This is a genomic window from Arcticibacterium sp. GJ41-1 (assembly GCF_055808875.1).
Map to the genome: position 1 here is coordinate 1,166,436 of NZ_CM147888.1, position 19,940 is coordinate 1,186,375.

Sequence of the window (19,940 nt, forward strand, 5' to 3'; positions counted from 1 at the left end):
ATATAATTTCTAAATAAATAATGAACGCGATTAAATTTTTAACCATTTGTACGCTATTTGTAGGGCTTATTTCTTGTGAAGAAGACGAGGCTGTAGTAGCAAAAGACCCAGTAATCTCTCAAACTGTGAGCGATTTAGCAGCAAACCCTTCAGATGCTCCTAATAATCATTATACTTTTTTCAGTTTTGAAGACGGTGTACTAACTACCGCAGATTCGGCAAGCACTAAATGGGATTTAGCCTTTAAAAGTACCAGTGTAATAGTAAACGGTGGAGTATCTGGTCCAGGTTCTGCTCAGGCAGCTGTGGCAGATGGTATTTATGCTGATTTTACAGAAGTACCAGCATCTTTAACAATGAAATCTGACGATGCAGAAGGTTTGGCTATTCCTTCTGGTTCCGGGAATGGCTGGTATAACTATAGCCCTACCACGCATGAAATATCTCCAATAGCAGGTAAGGTGATTTTTGTTAAAACCTCTTCGGGAAACTATGCCAAAGTAGAAATCCTAAGTTATTACAAAGGAGCTCCTGCCGCTTTTGATGCCACTGCAGTAGGGCGTTACTATACTTTCAGATATGTTTATCAGCCAGACGGCTCCACCAAATTCGAATAAATTATGTGTCAGAAAAGCTCATTAAACATCATCAGTAAATCTAGCTATGGTTATATAGGATATTGCAAAGGTTGTGATAGGTATAACCTGTGTTTTGAGAATATTTTCATTCTTCTAAAAGAAGAAGAGATTAAAGGCTTAGGAACTATAGTAGACGTGGAGTACGGAACATACCTTATGGAAACCCCAGTAGGAAGAGGTAAAACCATTAGTTTTCAAACGCCACTGTCAAACACCTATTTCGCTTTTACTGCTTGTGAATACGAAGAATTCAAAAGGATGATTAATGAGTCTGTGCTGATGCTACAGGTAAACGAGATAATAAATCAAAAACAATAAAATGAAAAATTTACTTCTAATCTTGGGTCTTATGATTTCGATGGGTGTATCTGCTCAAAAGGCGGAAGACCTGAAGGCCATCAAAGGGCAGTGCGGCTGTATGGATATTACTTTTCAGTATGCAGAGACTTTTGCCCCAGATACGGCTTATGAATTTCATGACAGGTATTTAGAGCACGCTACTGAGTATGTGTTTGTCTTGGAAGAATCAGCGAACAAAGTGGTTATTCAGCACCTTTTGGCAATAAATGATACCATGGTGGTGAAGCACTGGCGTGAAGACTGGACTTACAGAGACCCGCATTTAATCTCTTTTAATACCGCTAATGATTTTAGATATTCAAACATCGCGAAAACTAATTTCAAAAATGGCTGGACGCAAAAAGTTTACGGAACACAAGATGAACTCAGGTATGCCGGAACAGGAGAGTGGGCACATGTAAATGGTAAGTCTGTTTGGGAAAGCACGGCAGATGCCGCATTGCCCAGAAGAGAGTATTCTCACCGTAAAGATTATAACGTCATGCGAAGAGGCAACAGAATTCATGTGACGGATAAAGGTTATTTGCATGAGCAAGACAACGATAAAATTATAAGAACAGAAGGTAAAACTGATGTGCTTTTAGCATCAGAAAAAGGCTATAATGATTATGTGTTGACAGATATGTCAAAATGTGCTTCCACCAAAGCATGGTGGGAAAAGAATAAGGCTTACTGGAGTGATGTGAGAGCAGCTTGGGATAAAGTAGAAAACCAACATAAGAGCTTTACCATCAAAGCTAAAGTAGACGACCAGCGTCTGGGAAGCTTCCTTTACAACATAAATAAAGAAAAACTAAGCTCTGCAGAAAATAGGAAAAAACTTGATGCCGTTTTAACGGAGTTTGTGGTTTTTGAAGACGGAATTTAAGCAACTATATTAGGTCAAATTGGATTTGAAATCGTAATGCCGGGGAAGTGAGCGTTTGTTGTTCTTTTTCTCCGGTTTTTACTTGCAATTTACTATTTAAAATAATTATAAATAAGCTTGTTTGAGGTTGAACTTCGGAATACATTTGCGACTCAATTTGTAATAAGTCTAAATAAGAATAAATGAAACATATTTTATATATCATAAGTTTTATACTGCTTCCTGCAGCTGTATTCTCTCAAGGAACCATAGCAGGAAAAGTAAGAACTTCAGATGGCGAACCAGCCTCTTTTGTAAACGTAACATTAAAAGGAAGCACTAAAGGTGCTACCGCAAACGATGAGGGAATCTATCAAATAAATGATGTGAAAGCGGGAAGCTACACGGTGGTTGCCAGTTTTGTGGGTTTAGAGCATCAAATGAAAGATGTTACCGTAAATGACGGAGAGTCTGTAACCATAGTTTTTACTTTGGAAGAAGATGCTAATCAGCTTCAGGAGGTTTTAGTTACGGCTAATCCTGGGAAGTATGTTACTGATTATCCTTCGGTGTCATTGCGTTTGCGTACGCCGCTTTTAGAGGTAGCTCAAAACATTCAAGTAATTACCAATCAGACCATTCAAGACCAACAGATTTTTGATATGAGAGAGGGTGTAATTAGAAATGTAAGTGGTGCTACTATGTCTGAGCATTGGGAAACTTATGCCAGAATAGTCATGCGTGGCTCTAGAGCGGCTTCTTTTAGAAATGGTATGAACGTGACCGATACTTGGGGACCTTTAACGGAAGACATGAGTATGGTAGAGCGTATTGAGTTTGTAAAAGGGCCTGCTGGTTTTATGATGGCTGCAGGAGAGCCAAGTGGTTTTTATAATGTAGTTACTAAAAAGCCAACAGGCTATAAAAAATCAGAGGTGGCTATGACTGTTGGTAGCTTTGGTACTTACAGAAATACCTTAGATTTTGATGGCTTGTTAAGCAAAGATGGTAAAGTGCAGTACCGTCTTAATTTGATGGGACAAATGAAAGGTACACAACGAAAATTTGAATATAATAATCGTGTTTCGGTAGCTCCAGTGATCAAATTTCAAATTAACCCAAGCACATCTTTAACAGCGGAGTATAATTATCAATATGTTAAAATGTCGCCAATTGGCTCAAACTACATTTATTCGCCAAACAAACTAGGTGATATTTCAAACGAGTTTAGTACGCTTGAAAACAACATGTCGCCCACTAATATTAACGACCAATCTGCCTTAATTACCTTCTCACATAGTATTAACGAAAACTGGAAATTTACAGGGCAGCTTTCTTACCTTAACTTTAATCAAGTAGGTAGCAGCCTTTGGCCTACAGGCTTTAATGGTGATACTTTAATGAGAGCTGAGTCTAACTGGGATATTCTAGGTCAAACAAGAGTAGGACAGTTTTTTGTAAATGGTGATGCCTTTACCGGAAAACTTCAGCACCGTATTTTGGCTGGTTTAGATATGGGCGATAAAGATTTTTATCATGATTGGAGCCAAGCCGGTGCCATTACAGGTAGCACAGGTTTTAATGTTTATAATCCTACTTACGGAACAGTTCCCGCTACTAGCTATACACAGTTTGACCGTGAATTAAGTATACGTCAGCGTGGGGTACATTATAGCAATTTATACACGGCTTATTATCTGCAAGACGAACTTAGATTTTTGCAAAACAAGTTAAGAGTTACCTTGGCGGGGAGGTACACCACCACCAGAGATAACGACCCATATTCTGAAGGGGTAGAGGCAAGCAAGTTTACACCAAGAGTAGGATTGTCATATTCTCTAAATGAAAATACTAGTTTGTATGCAGTTTATGATGAGGCCTTTATTCCACAAACGGGAGCGTCTTTTGACAATGTTAAGTTTGACCCCATTACGGGAAGCAATAAAGAAATTGGGGTGAAAAAAGAAATGCTTAACGGAAGATGGACGGCAAGTGTATCGGCGTATCAAATCACCAAAAACAATGTATTGACATCTGACCCAGAGCATCAGTATTTTTCTATTCAGTTGGGTCAAACAAAAACTTCTGGTATTGAGTTTGACGTAAGAGGTCAGTTATTCACGGGCTTAGATGTTACCATGAACTATGCCTATACCGACGCCAAAATAACCGAAGATACAGAGAGCTCTATGGTAGACAGACAGCTTCCGGGTACCGATAAATCCATAGCAAATGCTTGGCTTTCTTATGCTGTAACTAGTGGAGATTTAAAGGGCTTGGGTATTTCTTTAGGTGCATCGCATGCATCAGGACGTTCTACTTGGTATGCCGCTTATGATAGCTCTATAGACCCTTCTATGCCATCGTATACCAAATTTGACGGGGCTCTTTCATACCAATTTGACAAGTTCGGAATAGCCTTAAATGTCAATAACTTGTTTAATGCCTCCGTGATTTCAGGAGCTTACTATACATGGAGCGATTTTTATTACTGGCAAGCAGAAGCTAACAGAAATGCACGTTTAAGTATCCGTTATAAGTTCTAGTCAAATACTAATTGATGAAATTTAAAAAGCAAATAGGAAAAGTACACCTCTGGCTCGGTTTAAGCACCGGGCTAGTGGTGTTTATCATCAGTATTACGGGATGTTTTTATGCATTCCAAAAGGAGATTTTAGACGCCACCGAAGATTTTAGATACAGCCAGATAGAAGATAAAGCAGTTTTGCCACCATCAGTATTTGAGAAAATATCAAAGGCAAAATATCCTGACCACCATTTACATGCCATTAATTACCCGGGTGAGGGTAGGAGTGTAGAAACCATTTATTATGCTTTTGAGCCTGTGGAGTATTATTTTTCAGTATATCATAATCCTTACACAGGGGCAATAATTGAAACAAAAGACCACGAAGCATCTTTTTTTCATTGGATTCTTGATGGGCATTATTATTTGTGGCTGCCGCCAGAAATAGGGCAGCCAGTTACATCTTACAGCACTTTGTTTTTTTTATTGATGGTTATTTCTGGTATTGTGCTTTGGTGGCCTAAAAACAAAGCGGCGGCTAAACAACGCTTCTGGTTTAGATGGAAAGACTCTACCAAATGGCGTAGAAAAAACTATGACCTTCATAACATCATTGGTTTTTATACTTGTGTTTTTGCTGTGATTTTAGCCACTACGGGTATTGTTTTCGGCATTCAATGGTTTGCTTATGTTTATTATAAAAGTATTGGTGGCGAAAAGGAGTTGGTCTATATCACACCACCTTCTAAAAGCTTTGTAGAGGAGGGTCAGTTAGATAAGCCTGTGATGGACTTGGTCTGGGAGAAAATGTTAGATGAATATCCTAATGCCGTTTCTGTGGAGGTTCATACCCCAGAGTCTGATACTTCGGCAATAGCCGCTAATGCAAATCTTAAGGAAGATATGTATTGGAGTACAGACTACAGGTATTTTGACCAGTATACCTTGGAGGAAATTTCTGTCAATCACGTTTACGGTCGCCTAAAAGATGCCAATACTGCCGAGAAACTTATGCGAATGAATTATGACATCCATATAGGGGCAATTTTTGGACTTCCAGGAAAGATTTTTGCTTTTTTAGTATCATTGCTATGTGCCAGTTTGCCAGTCACTGGTTTTATGGTTTGGCTTGGTAAAAGGAAGAACTCAGGACGCAAAAAAGTCAAGGTATAGGAAAATTTAAGCTAATATGATTAAAATCCAGGTTCAAAATCAGAATGTAGGCCCCGAAAGATTGGAAGCACTAAAACAAGAATTGGCCAATATTGGCGTGAATTCTTTTGGGGTTGACTGTTTGACAAACGACATTACCCTTATAAAACACTGTAATCTTAAAGAGTGTGATTTAAGGTGTGCTTTGGAGAAAGCTGGATTTAAAGATTTGTGCTTACGCATTAAAGCTTAATATCTGTTGTTTAATTTTTCAGCCCGATTGGAATCTCCGTTACCGTATAAAAAGGTCTTTAGATTTACAGAAATTAAGCTTTATATATATCGAATTGTGCTGTATGGATAGATATAATTTCAATACAAGTGGTTTTTATTTGAAATTATAGTTCAAAGGTTTTCATTTGTATGAATATATGATTCCTCTTTGTGAGGAAGTGCACTTAAAGGTTCATTCTATGCTGAAATTTTTGCCTCCAAAAATCATTTTTACGGTATTGTTAGTTTTACCTTTCCTAAGTTTTGGGCAAGCAACTGTGCCTTTTAACTGTGAAGGGTTTGCCTACCTTTTTCAGGATAGCCCAGCTGATATCTATAGAGTTGATTTACAGACAGGAGTATCTACTAAGGTAGCAGAAGACATAACAGATAGACCTGCCTCTGCTGGATATAATATGGTAGACAACTATATCTGGATGTTAAATAGAAATAGGGGACATTTAATAAAAGTTGATGCCAATTATAATACAACTACTTATACCACTTCCTTACCAAATATTAATAGTGTTGACATTGATAAAAATGGTATTTTTCATGGCCTAGATAATTCTAGCATACCTGAAATGTATCGATATGATCTTAATACAACCCCGCCTACAGCTTTAAGTACAATTACGCTTAGTAGTGCTGTAGCAGCTTCTGACATTTCATTTAACCCGGTTGACAATTTTTTGTATACCATAGATGGAGATAGAAAACTCTTTAAAATAAATCCAGCGACTGGAAATGTTACAGAAATAAGGCAAATAGGAGGATTAACGGCACAGGCATACGGGGCTACCTATTTTGACAAAAACGGAACTTTGTATGTAGGAGGAAATGCAGATGGGAAAATTTATAGTATTTCAAATGCAGCTTTAACTAATCCTTTATCAACCGAGGATGCCATATTATTTTCTTTAGGCCCAACGTCATCGAAAAATGATGGGGCTCGCTGTGCTACTGCTCCACTTTGTAAAGTTGGTAATACCGCCCCTAATTTATCTGTAAGTTCTTTGAGTAATTCATGTAATAGTAACACTGTAAACCTTGGTTCAGTATCTGCAGATAATACCCCTGACGGTACAGTACTTACTTGGCATTCTGGCTCTCCTACTACAGATGCTAATAAATTATCTAATTTAGTGCTAAGTGCTTCAGGCACCTATTACGCTACTTTTTATGACGCAGAAAATATGTGTTACAGTGCGTCAAATACTCCTTTTACTGTTACAATAAATCCAATTCCTGTTACACCTACAGACGCCACTGTTGATGACAATAGTATTTGTTTTGGTGAAAGTGTAAACCTTACGGGTTCGTGTGCTGTAGGTACTATTGAATGGTATATTGGTAGTGCTTCGGGTACCTCTTTGGGTTCTGGTAGTCCCAAAAGTGTCTCACCTACTACCACCACCTCTTATGTAGCTACTTGTAAAACCACAAGCTCAGCGTGCGAAAGTTCTTCTTCATCTGCAGTAACTGTAAATGTAAATCCACTGCCAAACTCACCTAGCGTTTCGGCATCAAATACTAGAATATGCCCAGGGAACAGTGCAACTTTAACAGCGTTTGGTTGCACCGGAACTTTGAATTGGAGTAATGGCGAAACGACTACGAGTATTGTTGTTAGCCCTAACACTGCCACATCTTATTCGGTTACTTGTACCAGCACAGAGGGCTGTGTTAGTGACCCTAGTAATAGTACCATTGAAATCACCATTGCCAGCATTAATTTCACGACTGATAAATCTAACCTTTGTTCTGGCGAAAATGTGACACTTACCATGGATGGTTGCTCTGAAACCGTTGAGTTCTTTGCAGATAATGTTAGCATAAGTACAGGTAGTAATAGCTTTTCACATTCACCAGCCAGTAATACTACTTATACAGCCACTTGTGATGGTGCAGCTGTAACGGCTTGTGCTACAAATAACACAAGTGGTGTTCCTGTTACAGTGCGAACCACGCCTGCTGCTCCGGTTCTAAATGGTGCCACCACAATATGTGCTGGCTCATCTGCTACCCTTACCGCTACAGGATGTTCTGGTGGAGTGATTTATTGGTCAAATTCTCAAACAGGTTCTAGTATTACGGTAAGCCCTAGTAGCACTACTCAATATACAACAACATGCTTGCTTGATGGATGCGAAAGTCCAACTTCATCTCCTGTTACGGTGACTGTTGAAGCTATTCCTCCTTCACCAACGGGTATTAGTTCAGCAACTATTTGTGAGGGTGAAAGTACTAACTTAGGTGGTAATTGTGCTACTGGAACTCTTAATTGGTATTCAAATACTGCCCTAACAGTTGCTGTATCTATGCCAGTTAGTCCAACGACAAATACCACTTATTATGCAATCTGTTCCAGTACAAATTGTAAAAGTTCCTATATAAGTGGTAGCGTAACGGTAAACCCAAAGCCAGCCACACCAACCTCTTTGGTAGCAAATCCTAGCACGATTTGCTCTGGAGAAAGTACTTCTTTAAGTGGTAGCTGTACTAATGGTTCAAATATCGCTTTCTTTTATGACGCTGCTTTGAATAGTAGGTTGGTCTCCACTACTGTTAGTCCTACGACTACCACTACCTATTACGCTGCTTGTGAAAAAGCGGGTTGCAAAAGCAATAATGCTAACCTTACCGTGACGGTAAACCCTTCTCCAACAGCTCCTGTTGTTAGTTCTACTTCCACTACAATTTGTACTGGGAATTCTTTTGACTTAACAGGTACTTGTCCTGCTGGTTCAACCATTCAATGGTTCGCAGGTGTGATTGCCCAAAACTCAGTTTTGGGCACAGGAAGCCCTTATACTGTTACACCAACAGAGACTTCGATTTATTTAGCAGACTGTATTAGTAATGCTAATTCTTGTCTGAGTTCTTCAAGTGATAACATTGTAGTAACAGTCAGCTCAACGGCTGCACCTACTGTTAGTGTTATTGTACCGCCTAGTTGCACAGATGCTAGCAATGCCATGCTTGCCTTCCAAACCTCAGGAGGGGCTTCTAGTACGGTAAACACAAACGTAAGTGGCTTAAATGCAACTTACGATACTGACGGTAGATTTGAAGATGCAAGAACCGTATGGTACATTGAAAATATAAGCCCTAATACAAGTTTTAATGTTACAGTTGTAGAAAATGGATGTTCCACAACAAATAGCTTTACGAGTCCTAATTGTTCGGCAGCTAGTGCTTCTAGCTTTCCGGTAGATTTAGTTTGGTTTAGAGGCTCTATTGATGATAACGCTGTAATTCTCAATTGGGAAACAGCGAATGAAAGCAACGTAGATAAGTTTGAGGTTGAACGTAGTTTAGACGCTAAAAGCTTTAAAAAAATAGGAGAAGTATCTGCAGAAAATAGGGTTAAGAACTACAACTATAAGTACCACGACAATGCTCCAGCTGAAGGGTTAAATTACTACAGGCTAAAAATTAATGAACATAACGCAGAAGATGAGTACTCAACTATAATAGCGGTAAAATACATTTCGAGAGAAAGCTTTAGTTGGAGTATTTATCCTAACCCATCGAGTTTGAGCCAAGAGTCAATTAAAATAAATACCAATAAGAAAGCCGAAGTTATGGGTATTGACTTGTACGGAATCTCGGGACAGAAAGTTCCGTCTGATTTTGTTCAACTTTCAAGTGGGAGCTATGAAATGAAAATTAGTGAATTACAAGCTGGAACCTATTTGCTGAAATTAAATACTGACGTTGGTGTTTGGACAAAGAAAATAATTCTTTTGGAGTGAAGTTTTTTTTCGGCTTGTCTAGCTTCCTTTAAACGCTTGCCTCGGGACTTGTGGTGATGCCTTTTCAAGCTCTTTTACCCAATATAATTGGGAGAGAATAGTTATGATGGCTGTCCTTAAAAGCCTGCAGCTCTAAACTGTTGATAGGCGATTATATAAGAACTTATCTTAACTCAGCTACAAGCCGCTTTTAAAGACTGAATTTCGATATTTATCAAATCCTCGTTTTTTTGTTCTTTCCTCTACACTTTCTGTTAATTGATTTTGTATTCACCCTTATTTCGTCTTTTATCTAGTGAAATATGGTCAGATAGTGGATGAGTCGCTACTTAAATGTTCAGATACTAATATTTTTTGAGAATTAAAGCAGGAGGTTTAGTATTTGTTTCTTAAATTTATTCAGTATTTAATTTTGTCTTCTTAAGTTTATTTAATATTTAATTTTAAGCCCTTGGCTTGGAATATTCTATTGAGTATGAAGTCTGAAGTGAATTAATGTGTCGCTTATTGTTTATTTTAAAGGTGATTATTTGGTTGTTTCGACTTTTCGGGAAAGGAAATTGAATATTTAATGCTCTTATTATTTAAACTTTAACAAACTGGAAATGATTAAAAAAATACTAATTATTTTGCTGGTAATGGGGGTTTTCCCGGCCATGGCTCAGAAGAAAATGGTTTCGGGCACCGTTACAGATTCCGAAGATGGCACCACCCTGTCAGGTGTAAGTGTGGTGGTGCAAGGTACAACTGTTGGGGCACTGACGGACTCAGAAGGTATGTACAAAATCATGGCAGGCAGCGATGATGTATTGACTTTTTCTTTTATAGGTATGAAAAGTCAAAATGTGGAGGTTGGCAATAGTAGCACACTGAATATATCAATGCTCAGTGACGCAAGCCAATTGGACGCTATTGTGGTAACAGCTTTAGGAATCAAGAGGGAAGAAAAAACACTTACCTATGCACAGCAAACTGTTAGCTCAGAAGAGCTAGTGCGTACCAGAGACCCTAACTTTATGAATAGCCTTTCAGGTAAAGCTGCGGGTGTTGAGATTAAAAAAAGTAGCTCAGGAGCTGGAGGTTCTACTAAGGTAGTTTTAAGAGGAAATAAGTCTTTAAGTGGAGATAGTTCTCCTTTATTTGTAATAGACGGTATTCCAATGGCTAATAATAGAGGTAGTCAGCCTGGAATGTGGGGAGGAACAGATGGTGGAGATGGGCTTTCTGCCATTAACCCAGAAGATATTGAGAGTATTAGTGTTTTAAGAGGTTCTAACGCTGCGGTTTTATATGGTAGCCAAGGGGCAAATGGTGTAGTTTTAATAACAACTAAATCTGGTGCTTCAGGAAAAGCAACAGTTACTTTGAACTCTGGTTTTACAAATGAAGAAATTATTGAGCTACCTGAACTTCAATATAAGTATGGTGCCATTGGTAATGCGAAGGAGAGTTGGTCTACTACCGAAGGAAGCTACGACGATTCTTTTGTGGAAGACTTTTTTGAAACTGGGCATAGTATGTATAATGCACTTACAATAAGTGGAGGTACAGATAAAACCAAAGCCTACTTTTCTTATGCCAATACTAAAGCAAGTGGTATTACTCCAAACAATGACTATGTGAAGAATAACTTTTCATTCAAACAATCAACAAAATTGCTGAATGATAAAATTACAGTCAGTTCAAATGTCATTCTTGCTCTAGAGAAAACGGAAAACAGATTACCAGCAGGGTATTATTTGAACCCGCTTACTGGATTATATATGTTTCCGAGAGATAGAGACTTTGCGGATTATAAAGAAAACTATCAAACGTTTAATGCAGACCGTAACCTGTATCAGCAGAACTGGTTTGTGTCTGACCACCATCAGTCAAATCCTTATTGGATTCTCAATAACCAGCCAAAAACGAATGATTCTAAAAGGGTAATTGCGAGCATGAGTGTTGCTTACAATATTCTTGATAATTTGACTTTTCAGGTTAGAGGTAATTATGACTATGCTAATAAGTTATTTGAGCAGCAGCATGCTGCTACCTCAAACTCAACAAATGTGCATCCTAACGGAGCTTGGGATTATAACAAGTATGATGACCAGTTAGCATACGCCGATGCGATTTTGACCTATAATACCGACTTAACTCAGGACCTTAGCTTAAATGCAGTTGTAGGTAGTAGTTATCAAAAAACGATTTATGGCGAAGGGGTTAATGTGGCTACAGGAACGGTAGGTCTTTTGTACCCAAATGAATTCTATTTTCAAAACTTACCAACTAATGTTCAGGTTAGTTCTACCACAAATGGAACAATAGTTAAGCAAGGCTTATTTGCCAACCTTCAGTTCGGACTGAAAGAGTACTTGTTCCTTGACCTTTCTGGAAGAAATGACTGGGCATCTACCTTGGCATTAACAGGAAATGACTCGTACTTCTACCCATCTGTTGGTCTTACTGGTATTGTGAGTGAAATGTTCCAAATGCCATCATTTGTTACATTTGGTAAGTTGAGAGCATCATATACGCAAGTGGGTAATGAAGTGCCGTTTAACAGAATTTTCCCTCAAAACACGATAAACGCTGGTGGTGGGGTTGTAAGAAATACAGTAAAGCCATTTTTCAATGCTAAGCCTGAAATTATTACAAGTTTAGAGTTTGGTGCGGATTGGAGATTCTTTCATAACCGTTTAGGTTTAGATTTAACTTATTATGATATAACGAGTAAAGACCAGTTTATTCCGGTTCCTACTGTTTCTGGAGAAGGTGGATACACTACTGAGTTTATTAATGATGGTGAAATTTCTAACAAGGGGATTGAGTTTACTTTGAGTGCCACTCCATATAGAACAAATGATTTTGAATGGGTAACGGCGTTTAACTTTACCAGGAACCGTAACCTAATCGTAGACATAGGACCTGATGACGAAAAAATCATACAATTAGGTAGCTCTGAAGGGTTTGAGTCTAAGCTTGTAGAAGGTGGAAGATTTAATGATATATATGTATTGAAATTCCAAAGAGACGACCAAGGCAGAATTCTTTTTGACGGAGGAAAACCTTTGAGAACAGCTACAACTGAATTGATAGGTAATTTGGACCCAAAATGGTCACTTGGATGGAATAATAATTTCAGCTACAAGAGGCTAACTATGGGTATTTTAGTTAATGGTAAGTTTGGAGGAAAAGTGTTTAGCCAAACTGAGTCAATGCTTGACGGTGCTGGTGTTTCTTTAAGGACTGCAGAAGCACGTGATGCAGGTGGTGTTGAAGTAAATGGAGTTGATATAGCTACAGATGCTGAGATAACATCTGTTGACCCTGAGACATGGTATAGAGCTATAGGGGATAGAAATGGAATAGGTGAGGCTTATGTTTATGACCGTACAAATATTAGAGTAGGTCAGCTGAATCTGGGCTATAGCTTTGATATGACTAAGGTTAAACTTCCTGTTAAAGCAGCAAGCCTTTCTTTCATTGGTAATAATTTATTCTTTCTGTATAAGAAAGCTCCTTTCGACCCAGAGTTAGCAATGAGTACAAATCAAAATGCTCAAGGTCTTGATAACTTTAATTTACCATCCACAAGGACCTATGGTTTAAATCTTAAATTAACTTTCTAAATAATAAAAAATGAAGAAGTTTATATATCTAATTATTGCGGCTTTTGCATTTACAAGCTGCACAGACAATTTTGAAGAGATAAATACGAATCCGTATCAAATCTCTACAGAATCATTGAAGCAAGACTTTAATCATGTAGGATCTTTTTATCCTTCTATGCTTGGTCAGATTTTTGGAAATCAGATTGATCATAACTTGACTAATGTAACCTATTCTCAACACCTGGCTACTCCAACTCCTTTTGTTGGTGGCGTTAATAACACTACTTATTATATCCGCTGGAACGGGTACTGGGATAGAGAGTATAATAATGTGATGGCACCTGCTAAGCAGGTAATTGAAATAGCGGAAAATGACGGTTACTCGGTATTTGTGGAGTGGGCTAATTTAATCAAAATCATTTCTATGTCTCGTGTGACACTTTATCAAGGGCCTATTATTTACACCAAATTTGGTGAAACAGGTACTGTAGAGTATGATAGTGAAGAGGTTCTTTACAAAGCCTTTTTTAGTGATTTGGATAGAATTATTGCTGAGTTTAGTAATAACATGGACTATGTAGGTCTTAATAGTTTTGACGCTAGTTATGGTGGAGACGTGAGCAAGTGGGCTCGTTACGCTAATTCTTTACGCTTACAATTGGCAATGAGAATTTCAAAGGTAGACCCTGCTTTAGCCAAGTTAGAAGGTGAAAAAGCTCTAGCGGCCCCTGTTGGCTTGATGACTAGCAATGCAGATAATTTTAATATCTCTGGTTATGGTTCAAAATTTCACCCTGCACAAATCTGTTTTGAGTGGGGAGATACACGTATGAGTGCCGCTATGGAGTCTATTTTGATAGGTTATAAAGACAACAGGATAGAAAAGTATTTTGACCCGGTATCTGATTTGTCTTTAGTTACAGATCATCCAGACTGGCCTTATAAAGGAATTAGAAATGGTGCGGAATTAGTAGCAAAAGATGATAGATTAAGTTTTTCTACTATTGATATTAGCTTTAATGACCCTGCTGGTGTAACTCAAAGAAAAGTAATGAGTGCTGATGAGGTTTACTTCTTAAAGGCTGAAGCAGCACTGAGAGGTTGGGCTGGTGCTGGTGATGCTAAATCTAATTATGAGTCTGGAGTTAGAGCATCTTTTGAACTTTGGGGTGCTGGTGGCGTAGATGCTTACCTTGCAGATGATACTAGCCTTCCGATAGACTATGTAGACCCTAAAGCTCCTGCTGGAGTAAATGCTTTCACAAGTGATATAACCAGTACGGTTGCATGGGATGAATCAGATACCAATGAGGAGAAACTAGAAAAGATAATTACTCAGAAATGGATTGCTTGCTATACAAATGAAATGGAATCATGGATGGACCACAGAAGAACAGGTTATCCTAAATTACCACCAGTATATCAAAATAGTAGTAATGCGGACTGGGGGACAATTCCTGATGGAGAAATCTTAAGAAGAATGCCATTTGTGATTAACGAAAGAAATGGAAACCCAGATGGTGTAGCAGATGCAACAGCCAAATTAAATGGGCCAGATGAAATAGGTACTCGCCTATGGTGGGACACCGGCGGACCCAACTTTTAAGAAGGAGATTTGACAAGCATGGTTTTAAAAAGCATGTGTATTAAAAATACACGTGCTTTTTTTATAATGACAAACCCATAAAGGGCTGTATATTAGAAGAAATTTCTAATGAAAAACACTATCTAATTCAAATTGAATAAATTTTAGAGATAATTGAAAAACAATCAAATCTGCATTGCGATAATTCTATTTACACTGGCCAATTCTGTATTGACATCATGCAATAGTGTAGATGATTCAAAAATGTTTTCCCTACTTCCGAGTAGCTATACAGGCATCAAGTTTAAAAACCTAATAAAGGAAACTCCCGAGTTTAATATCCTCACATATGGCTACCTGTATAATGGAGGTGGCGTGTCTGTTGGTGATATTAACAATGATGGTTTACAAGATATCTATTTCACAGGGAGTATGGTGGGTAGTAGGTTATATGTGAATAAGGGGAATTTTGAATTTGAAGAAATAGCTCAGAAGGCAGGAGTCTTTGCTGAAGGATTTTGGAATACAGGTACAACCATGGCAGATGTTAATGGTGATGGTTTTTTAGATATTTATGTGTGCCGCTCAGCGGCCAAAGACAGTTATAAAAGAAAGAACCTGCTATTTATCAATAATGGAGACCTTACGTTTTCAGAGAAGGCAGCTGAATATGGAATTGCAGATGAAGGTTATTCTACGCAGGGAGCTTTTTTCGATTATGACAAAGATGGAGACTTGGACCTTTACGTGCTTAATCATTCTATTCAAGAGTTTGCAAGTTTTCGTTCGGTAACAAATGGACTAAAGACTAGAAGAGACCCTTATTTCGAAGATAAATTATATAAAAATGAAAATGGAAGGTTTATAGAAGTAGGGCAAGAAGCGGGACTTACAGCTAATGTTTTGGGTTTTGGTTTAGGCATATCAGTTTCTGATATTAATAATGATGGATGGTTGGATATCTACATTTCAAATGATTTTAACGAGCAGGATTATTTATACCTGAATAATAAGAATGGAACATTTACAGAGAGTCTAGAAAGTTATATTGGACATACTTCTCATTTTTCAATGGGCTCAGATATTGCTGATATAAACAATGACGGGTATACTGATATTATGACCTTAGATATGTGGCCTGAGGGCAATACGCGTCAAAAGATGGTTTCTGGTCCAGACAATTATGATAAATATCAAATGCTTGTAAAAAATGGTTTTTACGAACAAAGTATGAGGAATATGCTCCATTTAAATAACGATGGATTGTCTTTTTCCGAGATGGGTCAATTTGCAGGAGTAGATGGAACCGATTGGAGTTGGTCGACATTGTTTTGCGACTTGGATAATGATGGCTTCAAGGATATCTACATTACCAATGGTGTTAAGAAAGACTATACCAATATGGACTTTATGAACTTCGCAGTTCAGGAAAAACTAAACGAGAATAAGACTGGTGTTCCAATGTCCATTGATAAATTACTTGAAAATATTCCCTCTTCCATTCAAGAGAATTATACTTATCATAATAATGGGGATCTTACCTTTTCTAAGGTGAATAATGATTGGGGCTTAAACAAATTGTCCTTGTCTAACGGGGCAGCTTATGCTGACCTTGACAATGACGGAGATCTTGACTTGATAGTAAACAATACTGATTCTGAAGCATTTATTTATCGGAATAATAGTGAGAAACTAACCACTAATAACTTTTTAAGAATTAAGCTCATTGGTGAAGGGAAAAATACCTTCGGTATTGGCTCTAAAGTGGAGTTAAATTTAGAAGAAAAAACGCTTTCTCAGGAACTCATGCCTAGCAGAGGATTTCAGTCTTCAGTTTCTTACGATTTGGTATTTGGTCTTGGAGCTAATAAAACTATAAAAGAACTGACAGTGACTTGGCCTGATGGGCGTAGGCAGAAATTAAGCAATCAAAAAGCTAATCAAACAATAACCCTCAATCAATCTAATGCTAAAGAAGAAGAGGATAATTCATCGCTTTCATTAAAGCCATTATTCAAAGAAACATCAAAATCTATTTTTGACACTTATAGTCATCAAGAGAACGAATACATTGACTTTAATAGAGAAGTGCTGTTGCCTCATAAACTCTCAACACAAGGCCCTAAAATGGCCGTAGCCGATGTTAATAATGATAAACTAGAGGATGTATTTATTGGCGGAGCCAAAGGACAGGTTGGAATGCTTTTCTATCAAACTAAAAGTGGAGGTTTTGTAAAAGGCTCTAATTCGGTATTTATGGAAGATAGTAACTCCGAGGATATTGGTGTACTGTTTTTTGATGCAGATGGAGATAATGATCAAGATCTATATGTGGTAAGTGGTGGTAATGAAGCGGAGAGTACTTCTCAGGAAATGCAAGACCGACTGTACATCAATGATGGCAAAGGAGGCTTTAAGAAAAGTACAGAAGCTTTACCTAAAATGCTGTTTAGCGGTTCGTGCGTAAAAGCTGGAGATTATGATTCAGATGGTGATTTAGATCTGTTTGTAGGCGGTCGTTTAGAGCCTGGTAAATACCCTAATGCTCCAAGTAGTTATATTCTACAAAATGATGGAAAAGGTAACTTTAAAGATAAAACATCTGCAGTAGGTGCTGACTTCGGCACACTAGGTATGGTGACTGACGCCATCTGGAGTGATTTTAATGGTGACGGAAAGACAGACTTAATTGTTGTTGGAGAGTTTATGGCCATAAGAGCTTTTGAAAACCTTGGTGGAAAAATGAAAGAGATTTCTTTAGATTCTGGTTTGGGAGATTCAGAAGGCTGGTGGAATACTATTAGAGAAGGTGACTTTGATGGTGATGGCGATATGGATTATATTTTAGGGAATTTTGGACTGAATTCTCAACTCAAAGCTAGCGTAAAAGAGCCTGTAACTTTGTATGCCAAAGACTTTGATGGAAATGGCTCTATTGACCCAATTTTATCAACTTATTATTCAGGAAAAAACTATCCAGTATTTTCCAAAGATGACATCAGTAAGCAGCTTAACTTCATAAAATCCAAATACGTAGACTACTCGTCTTATGCTAATAAAGGAATCACTGATATTTTCAGCACGAAAGAACTAAACAGTGCCATTACACTAAAGGCGAAAACTTTTGCTACGTCCTATCTTGAAAACTTGGGGGCTAATAAATTTAAATTATCAAGTCTACCAGATTTGGCACAGTTAGCTCCTATTCACGCCATTGAGGTACTTGATGTTAATAAGGACAATAAGTTAGACATTATTTTGGCAGGAAACTTTTATGGAACAAGAGTTAAATATGGAAGATATGATGCGAATAAAGGACTCGTTCTAATAGGGAAGGGCGATGGTCAATTTACTCCGCTTCAACTTGAAGAAAGTGGTTTGAATATTTTGGGCGAAGTAAGAGATGTTCTTGCGGTAAAATCTACCAATAATACGCTGATGTTACTTTTCGCGAGAAATAGTTTACCAATCAAAACTTATATCACATCAGATTAAATATTCGGCGGTCTGTGGGGTAGTCTAAACACTCTAAGTTATTGCGGTTGGCTTTAGCTATTAAGCTCTGCCATTTTCCCTTTTATCATATTCTGTTCAGCCTTTGAGCTGGTGAGTTTTAGGGCTTTCTTATAAGCGTTTAGGGCTTTTTCTGGCTCTTCTGTTTCTTTATATAGTTGTCCTTTAAAGCTATGGTAGAGGTAATAATTATCTAGTTCTTTAATTTTCTCCAGTTCTTTGATAGCTTTTTTAGCTCCATAAATTTGAGAAAAGGCCACCACACGGTTTAATGCTACTATCGGAGATTTGTTTGTTTGAAAAAGCAAATCGTAAAGAGTCAAAATATGCTTCCAATTAGTCTCTACAATACTGGAAGCCTTACAATGTTCAAAAGCAATAGCGGCCTCTATATGATAAGCACTAATGTTTTCACCAGCACTTGCTTTATTTAAATATTGCACGCCAAGGTTTATCAGTTCCTTATTCCAAAGTGTTCTGTTTTGATGTTCTAGTAAGATGATATTGCCCTCCGGGTTTAATCTGCTTTCTTCTCGGGCAGCGTGAAAACACATCAAAGCCACTAGTGCTAACCCTTCTTGGTTGGTGGTGATTGGGCTGTCCGTAATTAATTTGCCCAGCATGAAAGCATTATGAATGAGGTCTTTTCTTATCAGATTTTTATTGCTACTTGAGTTGTAACCCTCGTTAAAAAGTAAGTAGATGGCATTTAACACCTTGGACGTTCGCTCTTGTAGTTTCTCTTTTTCGGGTAGCTCAAACTTTGTTTTATGCTCACGGAAAAAGTTTTTTGCTCTGTAAAGTCGTTTAGAAATGGTGTCTTCTGAAGTTAGAAAAGCTTTGGCTATTTCTGGAGTGCTAAAGCCACAAAGTGTTTTCAAAATCAAAGCTATCTGACTTTCTGGGCTAATTTCTGGGGAGCAGCAGATATACATCATTTTTAGCTGCTGGTCTTCTATGAGTTCCTCTTTCCAGTAATTTTCTAGGCTGCTATTTATGGTGTATTCGGAGTTTAGAAGTTGCCTTTCGTTTTCTGTGAAGTCAAAGCTTTCGCTGTGTTTATTCTTTCTAATCTGGTCAATCGCCTTATTCTTTGCCACCCTGAAAAGCCAAGCTTCAGGTTTGTCGGGTACTCCTTTAATTTTCCAAGTGTTTAAAGCTTGAATTAAGGTGTCTTGAACCACATCTTCGGCTAGTGCTAGATTGGCAACGCCAAATATATTAGTCAAAACAGCAACCATCTTCCCAGATTCTTGCCTGAAAAGATGGTCGGTTAGCTGTTCAATATTTGTGTTTGAGGCAGAGATACTATCGAGTATTACATATTCATTACCTGAATTTCTCTTACTTCTACATTGCCGTCTTTAAATTCTAAAACAGGACAATCATTCGCTATTTCCACAGCTGCATCATAATCGGCAGCTTTGCATATCAGGTAGCCGCCCACCATTTCTTTACCTTCCATATACGGGCCGTCAGATACTACTTTGTCTTTCCCCGCTATTGTTTTTCCTGTTTGATGTAAAGGCTCAGCTCCGAGCATTAAACCTTTCTCCGATAAGCCGCCCATCCAAGTAAACCATTTTTGCATATGAGCCTGTTGTTCTTCTGCAGAATATGTTTCTAAAGTAGAATCGCCGCCTCTGAATAATAATAAGTAAGTGTTCATGATTGTTATTTTTTTAGTTTTA

12 protein-coding genes are annotated in these 19,940 nt (G+C 37.9%); 10 read left to right on the forward strand and 2 right to left on the reverse strand.

The window, feature by feature from the left end:
- Window positions 1-20: 20 nt before the first annotated feature.
- The 10 genes from AC0L6O_RS04620 to AC0L6O_RS04665 all read left to right on the forward strand — a co-directional run bounded on the left by AC0L6O_RS04620 (window position 21) and on the right by AC0L6O_RS04665 (window position 18,231).
- Window positions 21-617, forward strand: coding sequence for an HmuY family protein (locus tag AC0L6O_RS04620; protein WP_473306672.1), 597 nt, complete (start codon window positions 21-23; stop codon window positions 615-617).
- Window positions 618-620: 3 nt separating this feature from the next.
- The gene (locus AC0L6O_RS04625) at window positions 621-956 is read left to right on the forward strand and encodes a DUF6686 family protein (protein ID WP_473306674.1); all 336 of its coding nucleotides are present in this window, start codon (window positions 621-623) and stop codon (window positions 954-956) included.
- A gap of 1 nt (window position 957) precedes the next feature.
- A complete protein-coding gene (locus AC0L6O_RS04630) occupies window positions 958-1,866 on the forward strand; it encodes a DUF6607 family protein (RefSeq protein ID WP_473306676.1) in 909 nt (302 codons plus the stop codon).
- 182 nt (window positions 1,867-2,048) lie between these two features.
- Window positions 2,049-4,391, forward strand: coding sequence for a TonB-dependent siderophore receptor (locus tag AC0L6O_RS04635; RefSeq protein WP_473306677.1), 2,343 nt, complete (start codon window positions 2,049-2,051; stop codon window positions 4,389-4,391).
- A gap of 14 nt (window positions 4,392-4,405) precedes the next feature.
- Entirely contained in the window at window positions 4,406-5,545 is a 1,140-nt protein-coding gene (locus AC0L6O_RS04640) for a PepSY-associated TM helix domain-containing protein (RefSeq protein ID WP_473306678.1), read from the forward strand.
- Between the two features lie 16 nt (window positions 5,546-5,561).
- Window positions 5,562-5,777 (forward strand): hypothetical protein, encoded by a 216-nt coding sequence (locus AC0L6O_RS04645; protein ID WP_473306679.1) that lies wholly within the window; start codon window positions 5,562-5,564, stop codon window positions 5,775-5,777.
- Window positions 5,778-5,997: 220 nt separating this feature from the next.
- Entirely contained in the window at window positions 5,998-9,555 is a 3,558-nt protein-coding gene (locus tag AC0L6O_RS04650; RefSeq protein WP_473306680.1) for an Ig-like domain-containing protein, read from the forward strand.
- A gap of 605 nt (window positions 9,556-10,160) precedes the next feature.
- Window positions 10,161-13,169, forward strand: a complete 3,009-nt coding sequence (locus tag AC0L6O_RS04655) for a SusC/RagA family TonB-linked outer membrane protein (RefSeq protein WP_473306682.1) — start codon at window positions 10,161-10,163, stop codon at window positions 13,167-13,169.
- Between the two features lie 10 nt (window positions 13,170-13,179).
- On the forward strand, window positions 13,180-14,757 hold the full coding sequence (locus tag AC0L6O_RS04660; protein ID WP_473306683.1) for a SusD/RagB family nutrient-binding outer membrane lipoprotein: 1,578 nt from the start codon (window positions 13,180-13,182) through the stop codon (window positions 14,755-14,757).
- Window positions 14,758-14,910: 153 nt separating this feature from the next.
- Window positions 14,911-18,231 (forward strand): VCBS repeat-containing protein, encoded by a 3,321-nt coding sequence (locus AC0L6O_RS04665; protein ID WP_473306685.1) that lies wholly within the window; start codon window positions 14,911-14,913, stop codon window positions 18,229-18,231.
- A 53-nt stretch (window positions 18,232-18,284) separates the two neighbouring features.
- Here the strand turns inward: AC0L6O_RS04665 and AC0L6O_RS04670 are convergent, their stop codons facing one another.
- Complete coding sequence (locus AC0L6O_RS04670; RefSeq protein WP_473308499.1) at window positions 18,285-19,568, reverse strand: RNA polymerase sigma factor; 1,284 nt, start codon at window positions 19,566-19,568, stop codon at window positions 18,285-18,287.
- Window positions 19,568-19,918 carry a YciI family protein gene (locus AC0L6O_RS04675; protein ID WP_473306686.1) on the reverse strand — a complete coding sequence of 117 codons (351 nt, stop codon included), beginning with the start codon at window positions 19,916-19,918 and terminating at the stop codon, window positions 19,568-19,570. The genes AC0L6O_RS04670 and AC0L6O_RS04675 overlap by 1 nt, the downstream gene beginning before the upstream one ends.
- Window positions 19,919-19,940: the final 22 nt, after the last annotated feature.

Coding starts and splice junctions, on each gene's coding strand:
- AC0L6O_RS04620 (WP_473306672.1), top strand. CDS start 21: ATGAACGCGATTAAATTTTTAACCATTTGTACGCTATTTGTAGGGCTT.
- AC0L6O_RS04625 (WP_473306674.1), top strand. CDS start 621: ATGTGTCAGAAAAGCTCATTAAACATCATCAGTAAATCTAGCTATGGT.
- AC0L6O_RS04630 (WP_473306676.1), top strand. CDS start 958: ATGAAAAATTTACTTCTAATCTTGGGTCTTATGATTTCGATGGGTGTA.
- AC0L6O_RS04635 (WP_473306677.1), top strand. CDS start 2,049: ATGAAACATATTTTATATATCATAAGTTTTATACTGCTTCCTGCAGCT.
- AC0L6O_RS04640 (WP_473306678.1), top strand. CDS start 4,406: ATGAAATTTAAAAAGCAAATAGGAAAAGTACACCTCTGGCTCGGTTTA.
- AC0L6O_RS04645 (WP_473306679.1), top strand. CDS start 5,562: ATGATTAAAATCCAGGTTCAAAATCAGAATGTAGGCCCCGAAAGATTG.
- AC0L6O_RS04650 (WP_473306680.1), top strand. CDS start 5,998: ATGCTGAAATTTTTGCCTCCAAAAATCATTTTTACGGTATTGTTAGTT.
- AC0L6O_RS04655 (WP_473306682.1), top strand. CDS start 10,161: ATGATTAAAAAAATACTAATTATTTTGCTGGTAATGGGGGTTTTCCCG.
- AC0L6O_RS04660 (WP_473306683.1), top strand. CDS start 13,180: ATGAAGAAGTTTATATATCTAATTATTGCGGCTTTTGCATTTACAAGC.
- AC0L6O_RS04675 (WP_473306686.1), bottom strand. CDS start 19,918: ATGAACACTTACTTATTATTATTCAGAGGCGGCGATTCTACTTTAGAA.